16 protein-coding genes and 1 pseudogene are annotated in these 18,210 nt (G+C 61.5%); 11 read left to right on the top strand and 6 right to left on the bottom strand.

The window, feature by feature from the left end; translation table 11 throughout:
- Nucleotides 1–98: 98 nt before the first annotated feature.
- The 7 genes from GFM02_RS31145 (at nt 99) to GFM02_RS31115 (ending at nt 6,950) form a co-directional block, all read left to right on the top strand.
- Nucleotides 99–1,118 carry a sugar ABC transporter substrate-binding protein gene (locus GFM02_RS31145; RefSeq protein ID WP_020048287.1) on the top strand — a complete coding sequence of 340 codons (1,020 nt, stop codon included), beginning with the start codon at nt 99–101 and terminating at the stop codon, nt 1,116–1,118.
- Nucleotides 1,119–1,273: 155 nt separating this feature from the next.
- Entirely contained in the window at nt 1,274–2,338 is a 1,065-nt protein-coding gene (locus GFM02_RS31140) for an ABC transporter permease (RefSeq protein WP_168323808.1), read from the top strand.
- Nucleotides 2,339–2,340: 2 nt separating this feature from the next.
- Nucleotides 2,341–3,123, top strand: a complete 783-nt coding sequence (locus tag GFM02_RS31135) for an ATP-binding cassette domain-containing protein (RefSeq protein WP_168323807.1) — start codon at nt 2,341–2,343, stop codon at nt 3,121–3,123.
- Nucleotides 3,120–3,752 (top strand): nucleoside triphosphate hydrolase, encoded by a 633-nt coding sequence (locus tag GFM02_RS31130; RefSeq protein ID WP_168323806.1) that lies wholly within the window; start codon nt 3,120–3,122, stop codon nt 3,750–3,752. The genes GFM02_RS31135 and GFM02_RS31130 overlap by 4 nt, the downstream gene beginning before the upstream one ends.
- 72 nt (nt 3,753–3,824) lie before the next feature.
- Nucleotides 3,825–4,871 carry a dihydroorotase gene (gene pyrC / locus GFM02_RS31125; RefSeq protein WP_168323805.1) on the top strand — a complete coding sequence of 349 codons (1,047 nt, stop codon included), beginning with the start codon at nt 3,825–3,827 and terminating at the stop codon, nt 4,869–4,871.
- 173 nt (nt 4,872–5,044) lie between these two features.
- On the top strand, nt 5,045–6,223 hold the full coding sequence (locus GFM02_RS31120) for a GGDEF domain-containing protein (RefSeq protein ID WP_168323804.1): 1,179 nt from the start codon (nt 5,045–5,047) through the stop codon (nt 6,221–6,223).
- A 190-nt stretch (nt 6,224–6,413) separates the two neighbouring features.
- Nucleotides 6,414–6,950, top strand: coding sequence for a glyoxalase superfamily protein (locus GFM02_RS31115; RefSeq protein ID WP_168323803.1), 537 nt, complete (start codon nt 6,414–6,416; stop codon nt 6,948–6,950).
- An 837-nt stretch (nt 6,951–7,787) separates the two neighbouring features.
- On the opposite strand, the gene GFM02_RS31110 is transcribed toward GFM02_RS31115, so the two are convergent.
- A complete protein-coding gene (locus GFM02_RS31110; RefSeq protein ID WP_205930543.1) occupies nt 7,788–8,285 on the bottom strand; it encodes a DUF1772 domain-containing protein in 498 nt (165 codons plus the stop codon).
- Nucleotides 8,273–9,097 (bottom strand): NmrA family NAD(P)-binding protein, encoded by an 825-nt coding sequence (locus GFM02_RS31105; RefSeq protein ID WP_168323802.1) that lies wholly within the window; start codon nt 9,095–9,097, stop codon nt 8,273–8,275. The genes GFM02_RS31110 and GFM02_RS31105 overlap by 13 nt, the downstream gene beginning before the upstream one ends.
- Nucleotides 9,098–9,197: 100 nt before the next feature.
- Between GFM02_RS31105 and GFM02_RS31100 the strand changes: the two genes are divergently transcribed.
- The 3 genes from GFM02_RS31100 to GFM02_RS31090 all read left to right on the top strand — a co-directional run bounded on the left by GFM02_RS31100 (nt 9,198) and on the right by GFM02_RS31090 (nt 11,605).
- On the top strand, nt 9,198–9,854 hold the full coding sequence (locus GFM02_RS31100) for a TetR/AcrR family transcriptional regulator (RefSeq protein WP_168272424.1): 657 nt from the start codon (nt 9,198–9,200) through the stop codon (nt 9,852–9,854).
- Nucleotides 9,855–9,926: 72 nt separating this feature from the next.
- Nucleotides 9,927–10,616 (top strand): orotate phosphoribosyltransferase, encoded by a 690-nt coding sequence (locus GFM02_RS31095; RefSeq protein ID WP_168272425.1) that lies wholly within the window; start codon nt 9,927–9,929, stop codon nt 10,614–10,616.
- Nucleotides 10,617–10,678: 62 nt separating this feature from the next.
- Nucleotides 10,679–11,605 carry a carbohydrate kinase family protein gene (locus tag GFM02_RS31090; protein ID WP_168272426.1) on the top strand — a complete coding sequence of 309 codons (927 nt, stop codon included), beginning with the start codon at nt 10,679–10,681 and terminating at the stop codon, nt 11,603–11,605.
- 294 nt (nt 11,606–11,899) lie between these two features.
- On the opposite strand, the gene otsA is transcribed toward GFM02_RS31090, so the two are convergent.
- From otsA to GFM02_RS31075, 3 genes are all read right to left on the bottom strand, one after another.
- Nucleotides 11,900–13,306 (bottom strand): alpha,alpha-trehalose-phosphate synthase (UDP-forming), encoded by a 1,407-nt coding sequence (otsA, locus tag GFM02_RS31085; RefSeq protein WP_168323801.1) that lies wholly within the window; start codon nt 13,304–13,306, stop codon nt 11,900–11,902.
- 531 nt (nt 13,307–13,837) lie between these two features.
- Nucleotides 13,838–15,463 carry a glucose-6-phosphate isomerase gene (gene pgi / locus GFM02_RS31080; RefSeq protein ID WP_168323800.1) on the bottom strand — a complete coding sequence of 542 codons (1,626 nt, stop codon included), beginning with the start codon at nt 15,461–15,463 and terminating at the stop codon, nt 13,838–13,840.
- Nucleotides 15,464–15,613: 150 nt separating this feature from the next.
- Nucleotides 15,614–17,314, bottom strand: a complete 1,701-nt coding sequence (locus GFM02_RS31075) for a long-chain fatty acid--CoA ligase (protein ID WP_168323799.1) — start codon at nt 17,312–17,314, stop codon at nt 15,614–15,616.
- A gap of 257 nt (nt 17,315–17,571) precedes the next feature.
- Here GFM02_RS31075 and GFM02_RS31070 point away from each other — a divergent pair, with 257 nt between their 5' ends.
- Entirely contained in the window at nt 17,572–17,964 is a 393-nt protein-coding gene (locus GFM02_RS31070) for a PRC-barrel domain-containing protein (RefSeq protein ID WP_168323798.1), read from the top strand.
- 135 nt (nt 17,965–18,099) lie between these two features.
- On the opposite strand, the pseudogene GFM02_RS35790 reads toward GFM02_RS31070, so the two are convergent.
- A pseudogene (locus GFM02_RS35790) lies at nt 18,100–18,210 on the bottom strand (IS110 family transposase); the annotation flags it as partial.

Genomic DNA, 18,210 nt, shown 5'->3' with positions numbered 1-18,210 from the left:
CGGGACCGCTGGGAGGCATTAGCGATCCACGGCGAAGTGTCATATCTTAAGCTTCCGGCCCCGCAGGGGCGGCGCCGGCAAACTCTGGGAGGAGTTCCATGAAGAAATCTGTTCTCGCTTTCGGCGCGCTCGCGCTTGGTGTCACCTTTTCCGCTCCTGTCATGGCGGCTGACGTGGCTGCCTGCCTCATCACCAAAACCGACACCAACCCCTTCTTCGTCAAGATGAAGGAAGGTGCGACGGCCAAGGCCAAGGAACTCGGCGTCTCGCTGAAGTCCTATGCCGGCAAGGTCGACGGTGACAGCGAAAGCCAGGTGGCCGCGATCGAAAGCTGCATTGCCGACGGCGCAAAGGGCATCCTGATTGCTGCTTCCGACACCAAGGGCATCGTGTCTTCGGTCAAGAAGGCCCGTGATGCCGGCCTGCTGGTCATCGCTCTCGACACGCCGCTCGAGCCGGCCGATGCCGCCGACGCCACCTTCGCCACCGACAACCTGCTCGCTGGCAAGCTGATCGGCCAGTGGGCCAAGGAAACGATGGGCGACAAGGCCAAGGATGCCAAGGTCGGCTTCCTCGACCTGACCCCGTCACAGCCGACGGTCGACGTTCTGCGCGACCAGGGCTTCATGATGGGCTTCGGCATCGATCCGAAGGACCCGAACAAGATCGGCGACGAGGACGACGCGCGCGTCGTCGGTCATGACGTGACCAACGGCAATGAAGAAGGCGGCCGCAAGGCCATGGAAAACCTTCTGCAGAAGGATCCGAGCATCAACGTCATCCACACGATCAACGAGCCGGCCGCGGTCGGCGCCTATCAGGCGCTGAAGGCCGTCGGCATGGAAAAGAACGTGCTGATCGTCTCGGTCGACGGCGGTTGCCCGGGCGTGAAGTCGGTCAAGGAAGGCGTCATCGGCGCCACCTCGCAGCAATATCCGCTGATGATGGCAGCCCTTGGCGTCGAAGCGATCAAGAAGTTCGCCGACAATGGTGAAAAGCCGAAGCCGACCGAAGGCAAGTCCTTCTACGACACCGGCGTTTCGCTCGTCACCGACAAGCCGGTTTCCGGCGTCAAGTCGATCGACACCAAGGAAGGCACGGACAAGTGCTGGGGCTGAGCCCTGATTGTTGAAAGCAGATCGGCCGGGGCTTGATCCCCGGCCGTTTTCGACGGACGATGTTCCGTCGCCTCACGAACCGGCTAATCAAAGACCGGATGGATATCGGTGACGGCCCCCGCGCGAGTTCGGCGCGCGGATGCGGAGGAGGAACCATGACCGGAACACAGGAATTCGAACGTGTCCTCGACGGCAGCGACAAGAGCGTTGCCTCCTTCGAGCACGAGAGTGTCTCGCTGATCAAGCGCGCGCAGCATTTTCTCCACTCGACGCCGGCCGCCGTGCCGCTGATCGTTCTGGTGCTGGCGATCATCATCTTCGGGATCACCATCGGCGGACGGTTCTTCTCGTCCTATACGCTGACGCTGATCCTGCAGCAGATCGCCATCGTCGGTATTCTCGGCGCCGCCCAGACGCTGGTCATCCTGACCGCCGGCATCGATCTTTCGATCGGCGTCATCATGGTGATCTCGGCGGTTATTATGGGCAATGTCGCCATCACCTACGGCATACCGACGCCGATCGCGGTCGCAGCCGGCATGCTTGTCGGCGGCCTTTGCGGATTGCTGAACGGCTTCCTCGTCGCCTACATGAAGCTGCCGCCCTTCATCGTCACGCTCGGCACCTGGAACATCGTCATGGCGACGAATTTCATCTATTCCGCCAATGAGACGATCCGCGACACCGACGTAGACGAAAAGGCGCCGCTGCTGCATCTTTTCGCCGTGAGCTTCAAGCTCGGCAGTGCCGTGCTGACCCTCGGCGTCATCGCCATGGTGCTGCTCGTCCTGGTGCTCTGGTATGTCCTCAATCACACCGCCTGGGGCCGGCATGTCTATGCGGTCGGCGACGATCCGGAGGCAGCCAAGCTCTCCGGCATTCAGACCAAGAAGGTGCTGCTGACCGTTTACGCCATATCAGGCGTCATCGCCGGCTTGGCCGCCTGGGTCTCGATCGGCCGCAACGGCTCGATCTCGCCGTCCTCGGCGGTGACCGACTTTAACCTCCAGGCGATCACCGCGACGGTGATCGGCGGCATTTCGCTGTTCGGCGGCCGCGGCTCCATTCTCGGCACGCTCTTCGGTGCCATGATCGTCGGCGTCGTCTCGATGGGCCTCAACATGCTCGGCGCCGACCCGCAATGGAAAGTCCTTTTGACAGGCGTGCTGATCATCGCCGCCGTCGCCATCGATCAGTGGATCAGAAAGGTTTCGGTGTAATCATGGAACGCGAACCCCTTCTCACCGCCCGCGGTCTCGTCAAGCGTTATGGCCGCGTGACCGCGCTCGATAATGCCGATTTCGACCTCTATCCGGGTGAAATCCTCGCCGTCATCGGCGATAACGGCGCCGGCAAATCCTCGCTGATCAAGGCGATATCGGGTGCCGTCACCCCTGACGAGGGGGTGATCACACTGGAAGGCCGGCAGGTGCAGTTCCGCTCGCCGATGGAAGCGCGCGAAGCCGGCATCGAGACCGTCTATCAGAATCTCGCTTTGTCGCCGGCGCTGTCGATCGCCGACAACATGTTCCTCGGTCGCGAGATCCGCAAACCGGGCGTACTCGGTTCCATGTTCCGCATGCTCGACCGGCCGGCCATGGAAAAGCTGGCGCGCAACAAGCTCACCGAACTTGGCCTGATGACCATCCAGAACATCAACCAGGCGGTGGAAACGCTCTCCGGCGGTCAGCGCCAGGGTGTCGCGGTCGCTCGTGCCGCCGCCTTCGGCTCGAAGGTCATCATCATGGACGAACCGACGGCAGCGCTCGGCGTCAAGGAAAGCCGGCGCGTGCTGGAACTGATCCTCGACGTCAAAGCCCGCGGCCTGCCGATCGTGCTGATCTCCCACAACATGCCGCATGTCTTCGAGGTGGCCGACCGGATCCACATTCACCGCCTCGGCCGGCGGCTGACGGTGATCGATCCGAAGGAATACACCATGTCCGACGCCGTCGCCTTCATGACCGGCGCCAAGGCGGTGCCGACGGAGCCCGTCGCCGCATGAATGCACGCATCGATGAAATCGCCGGCGAGGTGCTTGACCGCGCCGGCCATTCCAGGCGTTTCCTGGTCGCCATCGCCGGACCCCCGGGCGCCGGAAAATCGACCATGGCCGACAATCTGGCGGAAGCGCTGAAGGCCAGGGGCGAAAGTGCCGAAGTCCTGCCGATGGATGGCTTCCACATGGACAACGCCATCCTGATCGAACGCGGCCTGCTGGCGCGCAAGGGGATCCCCGAGACCTTCGATGTCCGCGGTTTCCTCGATATCATCCGCGCCGTTAGGCTGGCCGATCAGGAGGTTCTGGTGCCGGTCTTCGACCGTTCCCGCGAACTCGCCATCGCGTCTGCCCGCCCTGTTTCCCCCGATCACCGCTTCATCATCGTCGAGGGCAATTATCTGCTCTTTTCGCTCGGCAAATGGGCGGAACTCGAAGGCGTCTTCGACTTTTCGATCATGCTCGCGCCGCCGATCGAGGTGCTGGAGGAGCGGCTCTGGGCGCGCTGGCGCGGTTACAACCTGACCGAGGAGGCCGCCAGCGCCAAGGTCTACGACAATGACCTGCCGAACGGCCGGCTGATCCTCGAAAACCGCCGCCCGGCCGATGTGACGCTGGAGATCGCGCTGGCGTGATGCCGCGGCGATTGTTTTCAGGTAAAAGATAGTGCTATCGAGGCCGCAGACGCATCGCTTCGGAGGCCTGCCATGCAATCGATCACCATCCGCCGTCCTGATGACTGGCACCTGCATCTGCGCGACGGCGCCATGCTGGAGGGCGTGATCGCCGATACGAGCCGCACCTTCGCCCGCGCCATCATCATGCCCAATCTCGTGCCGCCGGTCGTCACCACTGCTGACGCCAAGGTTTATCGCGAGCGCATCCTCAAGGCCTTGCCTGATGGCCATCGTTTCCAGCCGCTGATGACGCTTTATCTCACAGAACATACCAGTCCCGATGACGTGGAGGAGGGGAAGAACAGCGGCCTCATCACCGCCGTCAAGCTTTATCCCGCCGGCGCCACCACCAATTCGCATGGCGGCGTCCGCGACATGGAAAAGGCGATGCCGGTGCTGGAGCGCATGGCTGAGATTGGCCTGCCGCTCTGCGTGCATGGCGAGGTGACGACGCCTGACGTCGATATCTTCGATCGCGAGGCCGTCTTCATCGAGACCGTACTCGATCCACTGCGGCAGCGCCTGCCGGAGCTGAAAGTGACGATGGAGCATGTGACGACATCGAATGGCGTCGATTACATCAAGGCGGCCAAGGGCAATCTCGCCGGCTCGATCACCACCCACCATCTGATCATCAACCGCAATGCCATCCTCGTCGGCGGCATCCGGCCGCATTATTATTGCCTGCCGGTCGCCAAGCGCGAAAACCACCGGCTGGCTTTGCGCGCCGCGGCCGTCAGCGGCGACTCGCGCTTCTTCCTCGGTACGGATTCCGCCCCGCATGTCGATCCGCTGAAGGAATGCGCCTGCGGCTGCGCCGGCATCTATACTTCGGTCAATACGATGAGCTGCCTCGCCCATGTCTTCGAACAGGAGGGCGCGCTGGAGCGGCTCGAAGCCTTCGTGTCGCTGAACGGCCCGGCCTGGTATGGGCTGCAGCCGAACGAGGAGCGCATAACTCTGTCGAGACAGGCCGAGCCTGTTGTCTTTCCCGCGAGGATTGAAACCGGCGCCGGTCCGGTGACGGTGTTCGATCCGATGTTTCCCCTGCACTGGCAGGTGATGCAGCAGGCGTAAGCTTTTGGATTTCAATTTTAAATAGAATATTCATTTTAAAGTTCGACGCGATGTTAAACGCGTAGCATTTGCATTGTGCAGTGCATCATTTGTTAACGGATGCATAAGACATTCCTCTTCGCGGGTCGGTAAGCCGCCATTCGATGCGACAATAGCTGCGGAGACTGAAAAGCATGATGCTTGACTATAACTCCCTCTTGTTGGCGCTCGGCGTCTCCGCGGCCTGCCTGGCGGTGACGCTGATGGGCAGCTGGCTTGTCCGCCGCTCGGAAACCGTGCTGCTCACCGCCACCGTCGGCCTTGTCCTCGTCGTCAGCGGCATTTTCGTCTATAGCGCCTATGTCAGCATGCCGGAGAAGTGGCTCGGCATCGCCAATTTCGTGCTGTTTCATGCCGGTTTTGCCACCATCTGGGGTGCAGGCAAACAATTCCTCACCGGCCGGGTGTCTCTCCTTGCCATCGCGATCCGTGCGCTTGCGGCGATGATCTTCTCCGTCGTGCCGATGCTCTCAGGTTATGACGGCCTGGCCTTCATCGCCGATAATCTCGCCATCGCCCTTTTGCTCTTTGCCACCGCCCGGCAATACTGGCTCGCCCGGGCCGAAGCACCGGCGCCGCTCCTCGGCATCACAGCGCTTTATACGTTGACGGCGATCTCCTTCGTTCTCTGCGCCGCCGTGCTGATATCAGACGGCAAGCTGGTGCTCGGCAAAGCCCCCAGCAACTGGGCCGAAGATCTGAGCCTTGCCGTCTGCATCGCCGGCATGACCGGGATCGGCGCGCTGTCGCTGGCGCTGCATCAATGGCGGCTCGCTGCCCGTCACCGTCTCGATGCGATCACCGATCCACTGACCGGCCTGCTCAACCGCCGCGCCCTCTTCGATCAATACGGCACGCGCCCGATGGGAACGACCACGGCCGTCATCGTCTTCGATATTGATCATTTCAAATCCGTCAACGATCGCTTCGGCCATGCCGCCGGCGACCGCGTGCTCAATATCTTCGCCGGCGAACTTTCGGCCCATTGCCGCGCCGGCGATACCGCTGCCCGGCTCGGCGGCGAGGAATTCGTGCTGGTGCTGAAGGAGATCATGCCCGGCCGGGCGGAACTCACGGCCGAGCGCATCCGCCGGGCGTTCGAAGCGCGCGAGATCCATATCGACGACGAGGTGCTGACATGCACGGTCAGCGTCGGCGTCGCCCCCGGCCGGTCGAAGAGCTTGGATTTCGACGCCATGCTGAGTGCCGCCGACAAGGCTCTCTACGTCGCCAAGCGCGCCGGCCGCAACCGGGTCGAACTTGCCAGTTACCTCACGGCGGTTCCCGTCGAGGCAACGCGCACGGCGTCTTGATTCCTGATAAAGCCTCTCATAATATCGCCCTCGGCCGGATGCGGCCAGCCGCCCCGCGACGCTTATGCGTTATGGTGAATGCATCCAGACAACATCCTTCACATCCCTTGCCGTTTGGCGATCGATGGCGAACGGGTCAGCAGACGCGGGCACTGATCTTCCTGTTTGCCGCCAACGGAAGGATGACATCATGCGCGATTTTCGCGATGCCAAGCTCATGGCAAAGACATTGCGGCAGGCCCTTGCCGACCGCGACATTTCTCTCACCCACAGCGAGACGCTCGAAATCGTCGCCCGGCAGTTCGGCTTCGATCAATGGAATATCCTCTCGGCAAAGATCGATGCGACAGGGGCGAGCCCATCCGCGATCGGCATCGAGCCGCCGATGCCGATCTTCCGCATCTTCTCGGTCGAAAAGGCCATGGAGTTCTATCGCGGCTTTCTCGGCTTCCATCTCGATTGGGAGCACCGCTTCGGCGAAAACTTCCCGCTCTATTGCCAGGTCTCGCGCGACGGCATGGCGCTGCACCTGAGCGAACATTCCGGCGACGCCAGCCCCGGCGCCAAGGCCTTCGTCCGCGTCGCCAATGTGCGGGCCTATCACGCCGAACTCTCAGGCAAGGACTACCGCTACATGAAGCCCGGCGTCGAGGAAGCGCCGTGGGGCCTCGAGATGACCGTCACCGACCCCTTCAGCAACCGCATCGCTTTTTGCGAACAGACATAGCGGAAGAGGGCGGGGGAAATTGCTCCTCTGCCTCCGACCGCTGACAAAGCCGGCAAACTCTTTTCTTCATGTTCCAATTTGTTTCAAGGCTGACCGTTGCTGAATGGATTTGTGGCGACGCACGCCGCCGCTGCCGCGAGGCGCCGCCATATCCCCACCCTCATTCCTGTGCTCGTCACAGGAATCCAGCCACCGCGCGTCGGCGCGGTGAGTGACTCTCTGCGGCCGTCAAAAGAGTCTCACGCGCCCAAGGACTTGGGCGCACTGGATTCCTGTGACAGGCACAGGAATGAGGGTGGGGTGAGCGCCGTTCCCGAGACGAAAGCCAAGCCGCGGCACCCTCCAACGTACCTCATCCTGAGGTGCGCAGCCCGCAGGGCGAAGCCTCGAAGGACACGCCGCAACGCTGCTTCCTGCGTAGATCCGACGCCGGAACGCCCGCCTCGTCCTTCGAGGCCCCTTGCGGGGCACCTCAGGATGAGGCTCTCTTGAATGCCGGCGCCCCGGGGCGGTTGGCGTGGGACGGCGCCATGAGGTCGCGTGGGCATGCCTGCCGAGAGGAACAAAATGAAATACCTTCCAGCCTTCGTCCTAACGCTTCTGTCGATTGTCTTCGGATGGTTATTCTATGAAAGGTACTGGAAGTTTCGAGATTGCATATCGCAGGCCCTATCCAGTTGTCTCACTCCCGAGGGTGATAATCTAACGCAAGGCGGCTCTCTGTGGGCCGGTTTGGCAGGGCTGTTCTTGTTGCTCGCTGTGATCTCAGCCTGGCGCTCTTTCCGAAGCCGGGATGCTGGCAAATAAGCTGGAGCGGCCAGCTCTTCCGCTTGCTTCTCAAACGATCATCAGCGCCCGCACGAAGGCGACCGAGGCAAGCAGCGAGGCGATGGTCCGCACATGGTTCCACCACGTCCAGTCCCTGAGATAGGCGGTCCAGAGCTGAACCGCTTCCGTCCCGTTGCCGCCGATCTTTGCCAGCGCATCGTTCATCGGCACGTTGAAGATGATGGTCGAGAGGAAGGCGGCGAAGATATAGAAGGCCGCACCCGCCAGCATTAGAAAGGATGCCCCGCCGCGCCAGTCGATCAGGGCGAGCACGGCGATGACGAGGCAGAGGATCGCCGTCGGCACGAAGAGGCCCATGAAGGGCGAGCGGACGATCGTCACGTTGATCGAGTTCATCGCCGCAATGCCTTGCTCCGCCGGGATCCGCGAGAAGGCAGTCATGATGAAGGTCGAGAAGGCGAAGAAGATGCCGGCGACGAGGCCGCTGCCGATCGCCGCGGCCACGAGGGAGAGGGTGAGAAAGATCTGCATGGTCAGGCGCTCCATAGTCCGGTTGCCGCGGTCCGGCGGGCATATTCGCTGAAATCGGTTGCGGGACGGCCTAGAATTTCGGCGACACCGCCCATCACGTTGGAATTGCGCCCATCGAGGACCTGGCCGAAAAGCTCCTCCAGAAGATCGATCAGGCCCTGCGGCAGGCCGGCATCCGCAAGCCCGCCGGTGAAATCCGCCATCGACACCTGCTCGTATTCGATCGGCCGCCCGGCGGCCTGAGCGATCTCGGCGACCGCCTGGCGGAATGTCAGCGCCCGCGGGCCGGTCAGTTCGTAAGTCTTGTTGCGGTGGCTGGGATGGGTCAAGGCGGCGACGGCGGCATCGGCGATGTCGTCGGCATCGATAAAGGGTTCGCTGACCTCGCCCGCCGGCAATTGCAGGCGGCCAGCGAGGATCTGCTCCAGGAAGGCGCCCTCGCTGAAATTCTGGCAGAACCAGGAGGCGCGCAGGATCGTGGTGTTTATGCCGGAAGCCTTCAGTGCCGCTTCGCTTCGTTGCGCGCCTTCTTCGCCGCGGCCGGACAGCAGCACGATATGCTCAAGGCCGCATTCCACGGCGACCTTGGCGAGCGCTTCGATCGATTCCGCCGCCCAGGCGACGGCAAGGTCCGGCTGGAAGGCGACATAGGCGCTCGATGCGCCCTCTAGCGCGCCGCGCCAGGTCGACCTGTCCTCCCAGTCGAAGGGCCGTGCGCTGGAGCGTGATGCCGCGCGAACGGTGAGGCCGCGCTCTTCCAGACGCTTGATGATGCGGCCGCCGGTCTTTCCCGATCCACCGACGAGGACGATTTCGGAAGTCTGCATGTCAAAACTCCTCCCAAACTTGCAAACAAGAGAAATTCTCTCATTTGCAAAATGAGATAATCTCTCTTATTTTGTTTGTCAACTTCGAAAAGGAGAGAGAATGTCCGAGCAGCCGGCCGCAACACGCAGGCGCCAGCAGGAGTCTACCGGCCAGCTGCGCCGCATCCCCAGCCAGCAGCGCGGCCGCGAGCGCTTCGAAAAGATTCTCGCCGTTGCCTCGCAGTTGATCGAGAGCCATGGCAGCGACGGCCTGAAGATGAGCGAGATTGTCGAGAAAGCCGGTCTCTCTTTCGGCGCCCTCTACCAATATTTCCCCGACAAGACCTCGATCATCCGCACATTGGCCGATCGCTTCAACGAGGAGGGCAGGCGATGCGTCGAAGAGGAACTGGCGAAGGTGACCGACGCTGCGGCCCTGCAGGGCGCGCTTGCCACTATCGTCGACGAATATTATGCCTTCTTCCGCCGCGAGCCTGTCATGCGTGACATCTGGCATGCGACCCATACCGACAAGCTGCTGCAACAGGTCGATGCCGAGGACATGGAATTCCATGCCCAGGCATTTCTCGCCGTGCTTCTCCGCCTGTGGCCGGATCGCGACCGCAAGGAACTGCTCGCGATCGCGCGGCTGACGATGCAGTTGCTTGCCGCCGCCGTGCGTTATGCCGTTTCGCTGGATCCGGAGGAGGGCGCCCAGGCGATCGCCCTGTTCAAGAAGATGCAGATCGTTGATATCGGCCGCTTGCTGCAGCAATAGCCCCGCCTTTCGTCTGGAAACGGCGGGCTCTTGCTGCTATTCCCGCAAGGATCCAAGCCGAAGGAGAGCCGCATGATCCAGACCACATTTCCCGACCGCGCCGTGATGGCTGAATTGCTGGCCAAGATGCTCTGGGAGATCAAGGCGGTGCATTTCAATGCCGCCCAGCCCTATAAACTCTCATCCGGCATGGCGAGTCCGGTCTATATCGATTGCCGCAAGCTGCTCTCCTTCCCGCGCATCCGCTCGACGGTGATGGATTTCGCCGCCAGCACCCTGCTGCGCGATGCCGGCTTCGAGCAGTTCGATTGCATCGCCGGCGGCGAGACCGCCGGCATTCCCTTCGCCGCCCTGCTGGCCGATCGCCTCGGCCTGCCGATGATCTATGTCCGCAAGCAGCCGAAGGGCCATGGCCGCAATGCCCAGATCGAAGGCAACATGCCGGAAGGGTCGAGGGTGTTGGTCATCGAAGACCTGACGACAGCAGGCGGCAGCATGTTCAAGTTCATCGATGCCGTTCGTGCCGCCGGCGGCATCGTCGATCACGGCATCGCGCTGTTCTTCTACGGCATTTTTGGCGAACAGCGCTTTGCCGACGGCAAGGTCAGGCTGCATCAAATCGCCACTTGGCGTAATGTTCTGGCCGTTGCCAAGGAGCAGAAGCTCTTCGACGACAAGACGCTGTCGGAAGTCGAGGCCTTCCTCGATGCGCCGCTCGCCTGGTCCGGAAGGAATGGTGGGGTGAGTGAGCTTTCGCTCTAGCTAGTTGACAAAAGCTCGCTTAATCGGTTGATGAACGTGCAAGTTTTGTTGGGAGGAATACGATGATTTTGTGCTGCGGCGAAGCCTTGATCGACATGCTGCCGAGAGATACCACCCTCGGCGAAAAGGGCTTTGCCCCCTATGCCGGCGGCGCGATCTTCAACACCGCCATCGCGCTCGGCCGCCTCGGCATCCCCACCGCCTTCTTCACCGGCATTGCCGATGACATGATGGGCGAAATCCTGCTCGAGACGCTGAAGGCGAGCAATGTCGATTACAGCCCATGCGCCATCACCCCGCGTCCCTCGACCATCGCCTTCGTCAAGCTGGTGAACGGCCAGGCGACCTATGCCTTCTACGACGAGGGCACTGCCGGCCGGATGATCACTACGGCCGACCTGCCTGTTCTCGGCGATGATTGCGAGGCGCTGCATTTCGGCGCGATCAGCCTGATCCCCAGCCCCTGCGGCGAAACCTACGAAGCCCTGCTCGACCGCGAAGCAGCTCACCGCGTCATCTCGCTCGATCCGAATATCCGTCCCGGTTTCATCAAGGACAAGCCGTCGCATATGGCCCGCATCAAGCGCATGGCCGGCAAATCCGACATCGTCAAATTCTCCGACGAGGATCTCGAATGGTTCGGCCTGCAGGGCGATCACGATACGCTCGCCGCCCATTGGCTGAACCACGGCGCCAAGCTCGTCGTCATCACCAAGGGCGCGGAAGGCGCTTCCGGTTATACCAGGGATCGCAAGGTAACGGTGCCGAGCGAGCGCGTCACCGTAGTCGACACGGTCGGCGCCGGCGATACCTTCGATGCCGGCATCCTGGCGTCGCTGAAGATGGACAATCTGCTGACCAAGCGCCAAGTCGCCTCGCTGGATGAGCAGGCGCTGCGCAACGCCCTGACCCTCGGCGCCAAAGCCGCCGCCGTCACCGTCTCCCGCGCCGGCGCCAATCCGCCCTGGGCGCGCGAGATCGGGCTTTAACGCTTAAGCCGCAACCTCTCGATTGGGAGAAGGTGCCCGTAGGGCGGATGAGCGGGGAGAAGGTGCCCGTAGGGCGGATGGGGGCGGCGAAGCCGGTCTTAACAACGCTTCTGCTGGGTTCGGCGATGAGTGGTTGTGCCGTGCCCCTCATCCGCCTGCCGGCACCTTCTCCCCGAGGGGAGAAGAGATACGCGGCAACGTCTCCATTCCCTCTTCTCCCCCAGGGGATCCGAAGGACGGTGCGGCCGAAGGGTAGGATGCGCGAGGACTGGCCGTCGCCGACCGACCAGGAGACTATCCGGGGTCACGCTCCGAACGAAGCTCGGGAGCAGGCACCAGATCCCGCAGGAAGTTTTTGCACCAAAGTGAGACGTCGTGAGACAGCAGATGCTCCATCATCATGCTCCAGCGGTCGCGGCGCTCCTCCAGCGACATGGAAAGGCCCCGGGCGATGGCATTGGCAGTGCCTTCGACATCGTAAGGATTGACCAGCAGCGCACCCTTCAACTCGCGAGCCGCGCCGGCGAAGCGCGATAGCACCAATACGCCCGGGCGATCGGGATCCTGAGCGGCGACATATTCCTTGGCGACGAGGTTCATGCCGTCGCGCAACGGCGTGACCAGCCCGATCGTCGCCAGCCGGTAGAGACCGGCAAGCACGTTGCGGCTGATCGATCGGTTGACATAGCGGATCGGCACCCAGTCGACCGTCCCGATGGCACCGTTGACGCGGCCGGCCTGTTCGGCGACCATCTTCTGCATATGCTCGTATTCGGGAACTTCCGATCGCGATTTTGGCGTGACCTGCAGATAGGTGACCTTGTTCTGGTAGGCAGGATTGCTGGTGAGGAAGCGTTCGAACGCTTCCAGTCGCTGAATGATGCCCTTCGAATAATCGAGGCGGTCGACCCCGATGATCATGTCCCGGCCTTCAACGCTGCGCCGGGTCTTCTGTACCATGATATTGTTTGCGGCTCTCTCGGCGAACTCGGCGAAACCAGCAGTTTCGATCCCGATCGGATAGGCGCCGGCCTTGAATATCCGCCCATGGGAATCGAACAATCCATTTCCGAGGTCGTCGCCAATTCCCTCTCTTCTGAGATACCCGGCAAAGTTCTGGAGGTCGTAGTCGGTCTGGAAGCCGACGAGATCGTAATGCGAGAGCCCACGCATGATTTCCTCATGGACGGGCATCGTGACGAGAATGTCGGCCGGCGGCCAGGGAATATGCAGGAAGAAGCCGATCCGGTTTTTCAGCCCCATTTGGCGGAGTTCGGCTGCCAGCGGGATGAGGTGGTAATCATGAACCCAGATGATGTCGTCCGGCTCGATCATCGGCGCCAACCTGTGTGCGAAGAAGCGGTTGACGCGGAAATAGCCGGCCATTTCCTTACGGCCATATTCGGCGAGATCCAGTCGATAATGGCAGATGGGCCAGAGAACACGGTTTGCAAAACCGCGATAATATTCCTCGACGTCGGTGTCGGTGAGATCGGTCAGCGCATAGGTGATGTTGCCCTTCTGCAGTTGCGACAGCGGGCCAGGATCTCTGTCCCCGCTCGATTCGCCCGACCATCCCATCCAGATGCCGCCACGCTCCTGCAGGGCTGCCTGCAGCGCGACGGCCAGGCCGCCGGCAGCGGCGCTCCCATCTTTGGCCGGCATGGGAACACGATTTGAAACGACGACAAGACGGCTCATGAGCTTCCTTTAAAGGAGATGAGACATGAAAACGCTGCGTGACGAGCGTCTTGAGACATCTCCTGAACTTGGGCAGGGACCATGCAGTGAAGGCGCCGACATGAACGCAGCCGACCGGGACGCGAGCGGCCCAAGGGAACAACGAACGGAGCATCTTTTGCACAGATTTTGCTTGAATCTAGGGCGATTCCCTCGAATTGAAAGAATTCATTCTACAATTTTTGATTAGAAGAACGTTCAATCCGGTTTCGCTTAACGAAGCCCATCGTGCGGATGCATCAGGCCCGCTGATATTAGTTCATCATTTGCGGCGCAATGACGATGTTGGCGGCAGTCAGCACTGGGCGCGTGGGATCGGCCTTTGAGACAGGAGCCAGCGTCCGCCCCTCATCCGCCTGCCGGCACTTCTCCCCGTTCTGACGGGGAGAAGGGAATATGCCGTGACCTCTCCGTTCCTCACTCGCCTCTCGCAGGGCACGTCCCCTCTCCCAGAACGGGGAGAGGGCTAGGGTGGAGGGCAATCTCGAGCGCTTACTTCGCAAGCTTCACCAGTGCCGCAACCAGGCCCTGCGTCGAGGAGTCGTGCGATGCCGCACTTTCCTTGCCTTCGACGACCGGCAGCAGGCCGGTCGCCAGTTCCTTGCCGAGCTCGACGCCCCACTGGTCGAAGGAGTTGATGCGGAAGAGCACGCCTTCGACGAAGACGCGGTGTTCGTAAAGCGCGATCAGCCGGCCGAGCGCATAGGGCGTCAGCTTGTCGTAGACGAAGGTGATCGACGGCCGGTTGCCGGTAAAGACGCGGTGCGGCGCGATGAAATCGGCCTTCTTGTCGTCCATGCCCTTGTCGGTCAGCTGCTTCTTGGCTTCTGCGAAGGTGCGCCCCTTCATCAGCGCTTCCGACTGGGCGAGAACGTTGGAGATCAAGAGCTGGTGCTGGTGGCGCAGCTCCGGCTCGAAGGCGTTGGCGGCGATCATGAACTCGGCCGGGATGATGCTCGTGCCCTGATGGATGAGCTGGTAGAAGGCGTGCTGGCCGTTGGTGCCGGGCTCGCCCCAGACGACCGGGCCGGAATTGCCTTCGACCGGCGTGCCGTCGATGGTGACGCCCTTGCCGTTCGATTCCATGTCGAGCTGCTGCAGATAGGCCGGGAAGCGCGACAGGCGCTGGTCGTAGGGCAGGATGGCGCGGGTGGGATAGCCGAGCACGTTGCGATGGTAGAAGCCGATCAGGCCGAGCAGTATCGGCAGGTTCTCAGTAATCGGCGCCTTACGGAAATGATTGTCGACGGCATGGGCGCCGTCGAGGAATTTGCCGAAATTCTCCGGCCCGACGGCGATCATCAGCGGCAGGCCGATCGCCGACCAGATCGAGTAACGGCCGCCGACCCAGTCCCAGAAGCCGAAGACGCGGGCGCTGTCGATGCCGAAGGCGGCGACCTTGTCGAGCGCCGTCGAGACGGCGGCGAAGTGGTGCTGCACGGCCGCTTCGCCGAGCGCCTTGGCGATGAAATTGCGCGCCGTCTGCGCATTGGTCATCGTCTCGACGGTGGTGAAGGTCTTCGAGGCAACGATGAACAGCGTCGTTTCCGGCTGCACCAGCTTCAGGATATCGGCGATATGGGCGCCGTCGATATTGGAGACGAAATGCGCGCGCGGACCGTCATGGAAGGGAGCAAGCGCCAGCGTCGCCATGACAGGGCCGAGATCCGAGCCGCCGATGCCGATATTGATAACATCGGTGATTGCCTTGCCGGTCGCACCCTTCAGCGTGCCGGAGCGGACGTCGGCGGCAAACTTGCCCATGGCGGCAAGCACCGCATTGACGTCGGGCATGACGTCCTTGCCGTCGACCAGAACCGGCGTGTTGGAACGGTTGCGCAATGCGGTGTGCAGAACGGCGCGATCCTCGGTGAAATTGATCGCCTTGCCGGAGAACATTTCCTCGCGCTTCGTCTCGACACCGCCTTCTTCGGCGAGCTTCACCAAGAGCTTGAGGATGTCGTCATTCACCGCCGTCTTGGAAAAATCCATCAGCAGGTCGTCAAGCGCGACGGAAAAGCGCGAAAAGCGCTGCGAATCGGCGGCGAAGGCGGCACGGATATCGGTTGCCTTGGTGGCATCAGCGGTGCTTTTCAGCTGTTCGACGATGGCGTTCATGGGAGGCTCCTTTGGAGGCGGAAAGGTTGCGGAAACTATTCGCTTTCTCACCCGCAAATCAAGTTCAGCCACCTGCCGAAATAGAAAAAAGCCACCCGCGGCAAGCGGATGGCCCCTTAGGAAAGCCTCTAATTCATCAGATCGTCAAATTCAGCCACGCAGGTCCTTGCGCAGAATCTTTCCGACCGGCGACTTCGGCAGCTCGGTGCGGAATTCGATGAAGCGCGGGCGTTTGTAGTTGGTGAGGTTGGCGATGCAATGGGCTTTCACTTCGGCTTCCGTCAGGTTCGGATCCTTCCTGACGACGAAGAGCTTCACCGCCTCACCCGAATGTCCGTCCGGCACGCCGATGGCCGCGGCTTCGAGGATGCCGGCATGCATGGCGGCGACTTCCTCGATTTCGTTCGGATAGACGTTGAAGCCGGAGACCAGGATCATGTCCTTCTTGCGGTCGACGATCTTGGTATAGCCGCGATCGTCCATGAAACCCATGTCGCCCGAGCGGAAGTAGCCGTCGTCGGTCATCACCCGTGCCGTCTCCTCCGGCTTCTGCCAGTAGCCGGCCATCACCTGCGGCCCGCGGATGCAGATCTCGCCGACGTCGCCGAGCGGCAGCGAATTGCCTTCCTCGTCACGGATATCGAGGTCGGTGGAGGGAAGCGGCAGCCCGATCGAGCCGGTGAACTCCGGCGAATCGAAGCGGTTGGCGGTGGCAACAGGCGATGTCTCGGAAAGGCCGTAACCCTCCGTCACCGCCGTGCCTGTCATCTTCAGCCAGCGTTCGGCGACCGGGCGCTGGACGGCCATGCCGCCGCCGAGCGACATGATCAGCGAGGAAAAATCGAGCTTGGCGAAATCGGCATTGTTCATCAGCGCATTGAACAGCGTGTTGAGGCCGGGGAAGATATGCACCTTCGATTTTTCGAATTCCTTGACGAGACCGGGAATGTCGCGCGGATTGGCGATCAGGATATTGTGGGCGCCAAGCGACATGCCCATCAGCGAATTCACCGTCAGCGCAAAGATGTGGTAGAGCGGCAGGGCGCAGAGGAAATTCAGCACCTCCGGCTCTTTCTTGCGCTCGAAGGCCGATCGCAGCCAAAGCGACAGCTGCGCCTTGTTGGCGAGCAGGTTCTCATGCGTCAGCACCGCGCCCTTGGCAACGCCCGTCGTGCCGCCGGTATATTGCAGGAAGGCGATATCGCTGCCAACAAGCGTAAGCGGCTGGAGCTCTTTTCCCGCACCTTCGCGCAGTACCTGGCCGAAGCTCTTGTGCTGAGGGATCGACCAGGAGGGAACGAGCTTCTTCACCTTGCGCACGACGAAATTGACGATCAGCCCCTTCGGTCCCAGCATTTCTCCGAGCGAGGTGACGACAACATGGCGAAGGTCGGTCTTGTTAAGGACCTGCTCGACGGTGCGGGCAAAATTCTCCAGCACGAAGATCGCCTTGGCGCCGGAATCCTTCAACTGGTGTTCGAGTTCGCGCGGCGTATAGAGCGGGTTGACGTTCACCACCACCAGGCCGGCGCGCAGGATGGCATAGGTCGCGATCGGGTTCTGCAGCACGTTCGGCATCATCACGGCGACGCGGTCGCCCTTTTGAAGGCCGGTGCTTTGCAGCCAGGCGGCGAGTTTGCGCGTCTGGCTCTCCAGCTCGCGGTAACGCATCGTCTTGCCCATGCTGGAAAAGGCGGTCCGGTCGGCGTAACGGACGCAGGATTTTTCGAGCAGTTCGGCAAGCGAGGCATATTCCAGCGGCGGAATCTCTGCCGGAACGATATCGGGATAGCTGGCAAGCCACGGTTTGTCGGGCTTGGCTCCGTTCGGATGGACGGAAATGCTGTTCATCTTTGTCCTCTCTCCCTTGCTGCCGCCACCGAGCCAGCAATCGACTGGCCCGCAATTGACTGGAAGAGTCCTCCATCTTCCAGTCCGGCAGCTTATGCCATTGCCTGAACGGTTCAAGCCGAATGAAGCTATACTAACCTTGACGTAAACGTCAACATTCCGGTGTCGCGCGATCTTGGGGAGAGTGGGAACTTTGAGTCCGCCATGGCGTTGATCCTGCACACTCTTAATGAGGAACACCAAGAAGGAGGTACACAATGTTGAACCAGGATACCGACGCCAACCGCCGCGACCCGAATGTCAAGGATACACCGTCGCTGATCGCCAGCGACCGTGTCGAAGGCACCCGCGTCTATGGTGCCGACGGTAGGCATATCGGCTCGATTGAACGCCTGATCATCGGAAAGCGCGACGGCCGCGTTGCCTATGCCGTGCTGAGCTTCGGCGGCTTCCTGGGCATCGGCAACGATCACTATCCGCTTCCCTGGGAAAAGCTGAACTACGACACCCAGCTGGATGGCTATCGCATCGACCTGACCAAGGCGCAGATCGAAGGCGCCCCGAGCTATTCGGACGATGACGACACCTGGTACAACGACAACGGCCGCCGGGTCTATGATTACTACGGCGTGCCGCCCTACTGGATGTAACGTCGTCCGATAGGCCGAACTGGAAGGGTCCCGCGGATGCGGGGCCTTTTTGGTGTTTGGCGACGAGCTTCGCTCTTACCCGAGGTCATTGGGCACTCGATCCGGCAGATGCTTGCTCACCCTCACCAAGTCAGTTTATGCGTTGATCTTCCCTATTTCATTTTGGTGTCGCACGGCGTCTCTGACGCGGGCGTTTGCGATGGTGATGATCTTGCGCATGATGGCTGTGAGGGCGACGCGCTTGGG

The sequence above is a fragment of the Rhizobium leguminosarum bv. viciae genome, from assembly GCF_012276115.1.
GTDB classification, from domain to species: domain Bacteria; phylum Pseudomonadota; class Alphaproteobacteria; order Rhizobiales; family Rhizobiaceae; genus Rhizobium; species Rhizobium leguminosarum_T.
Note: the sequence above shows the minus strand (reverse complement) of the source record. Positions and strands in the feature narration are given on the sequence as shown.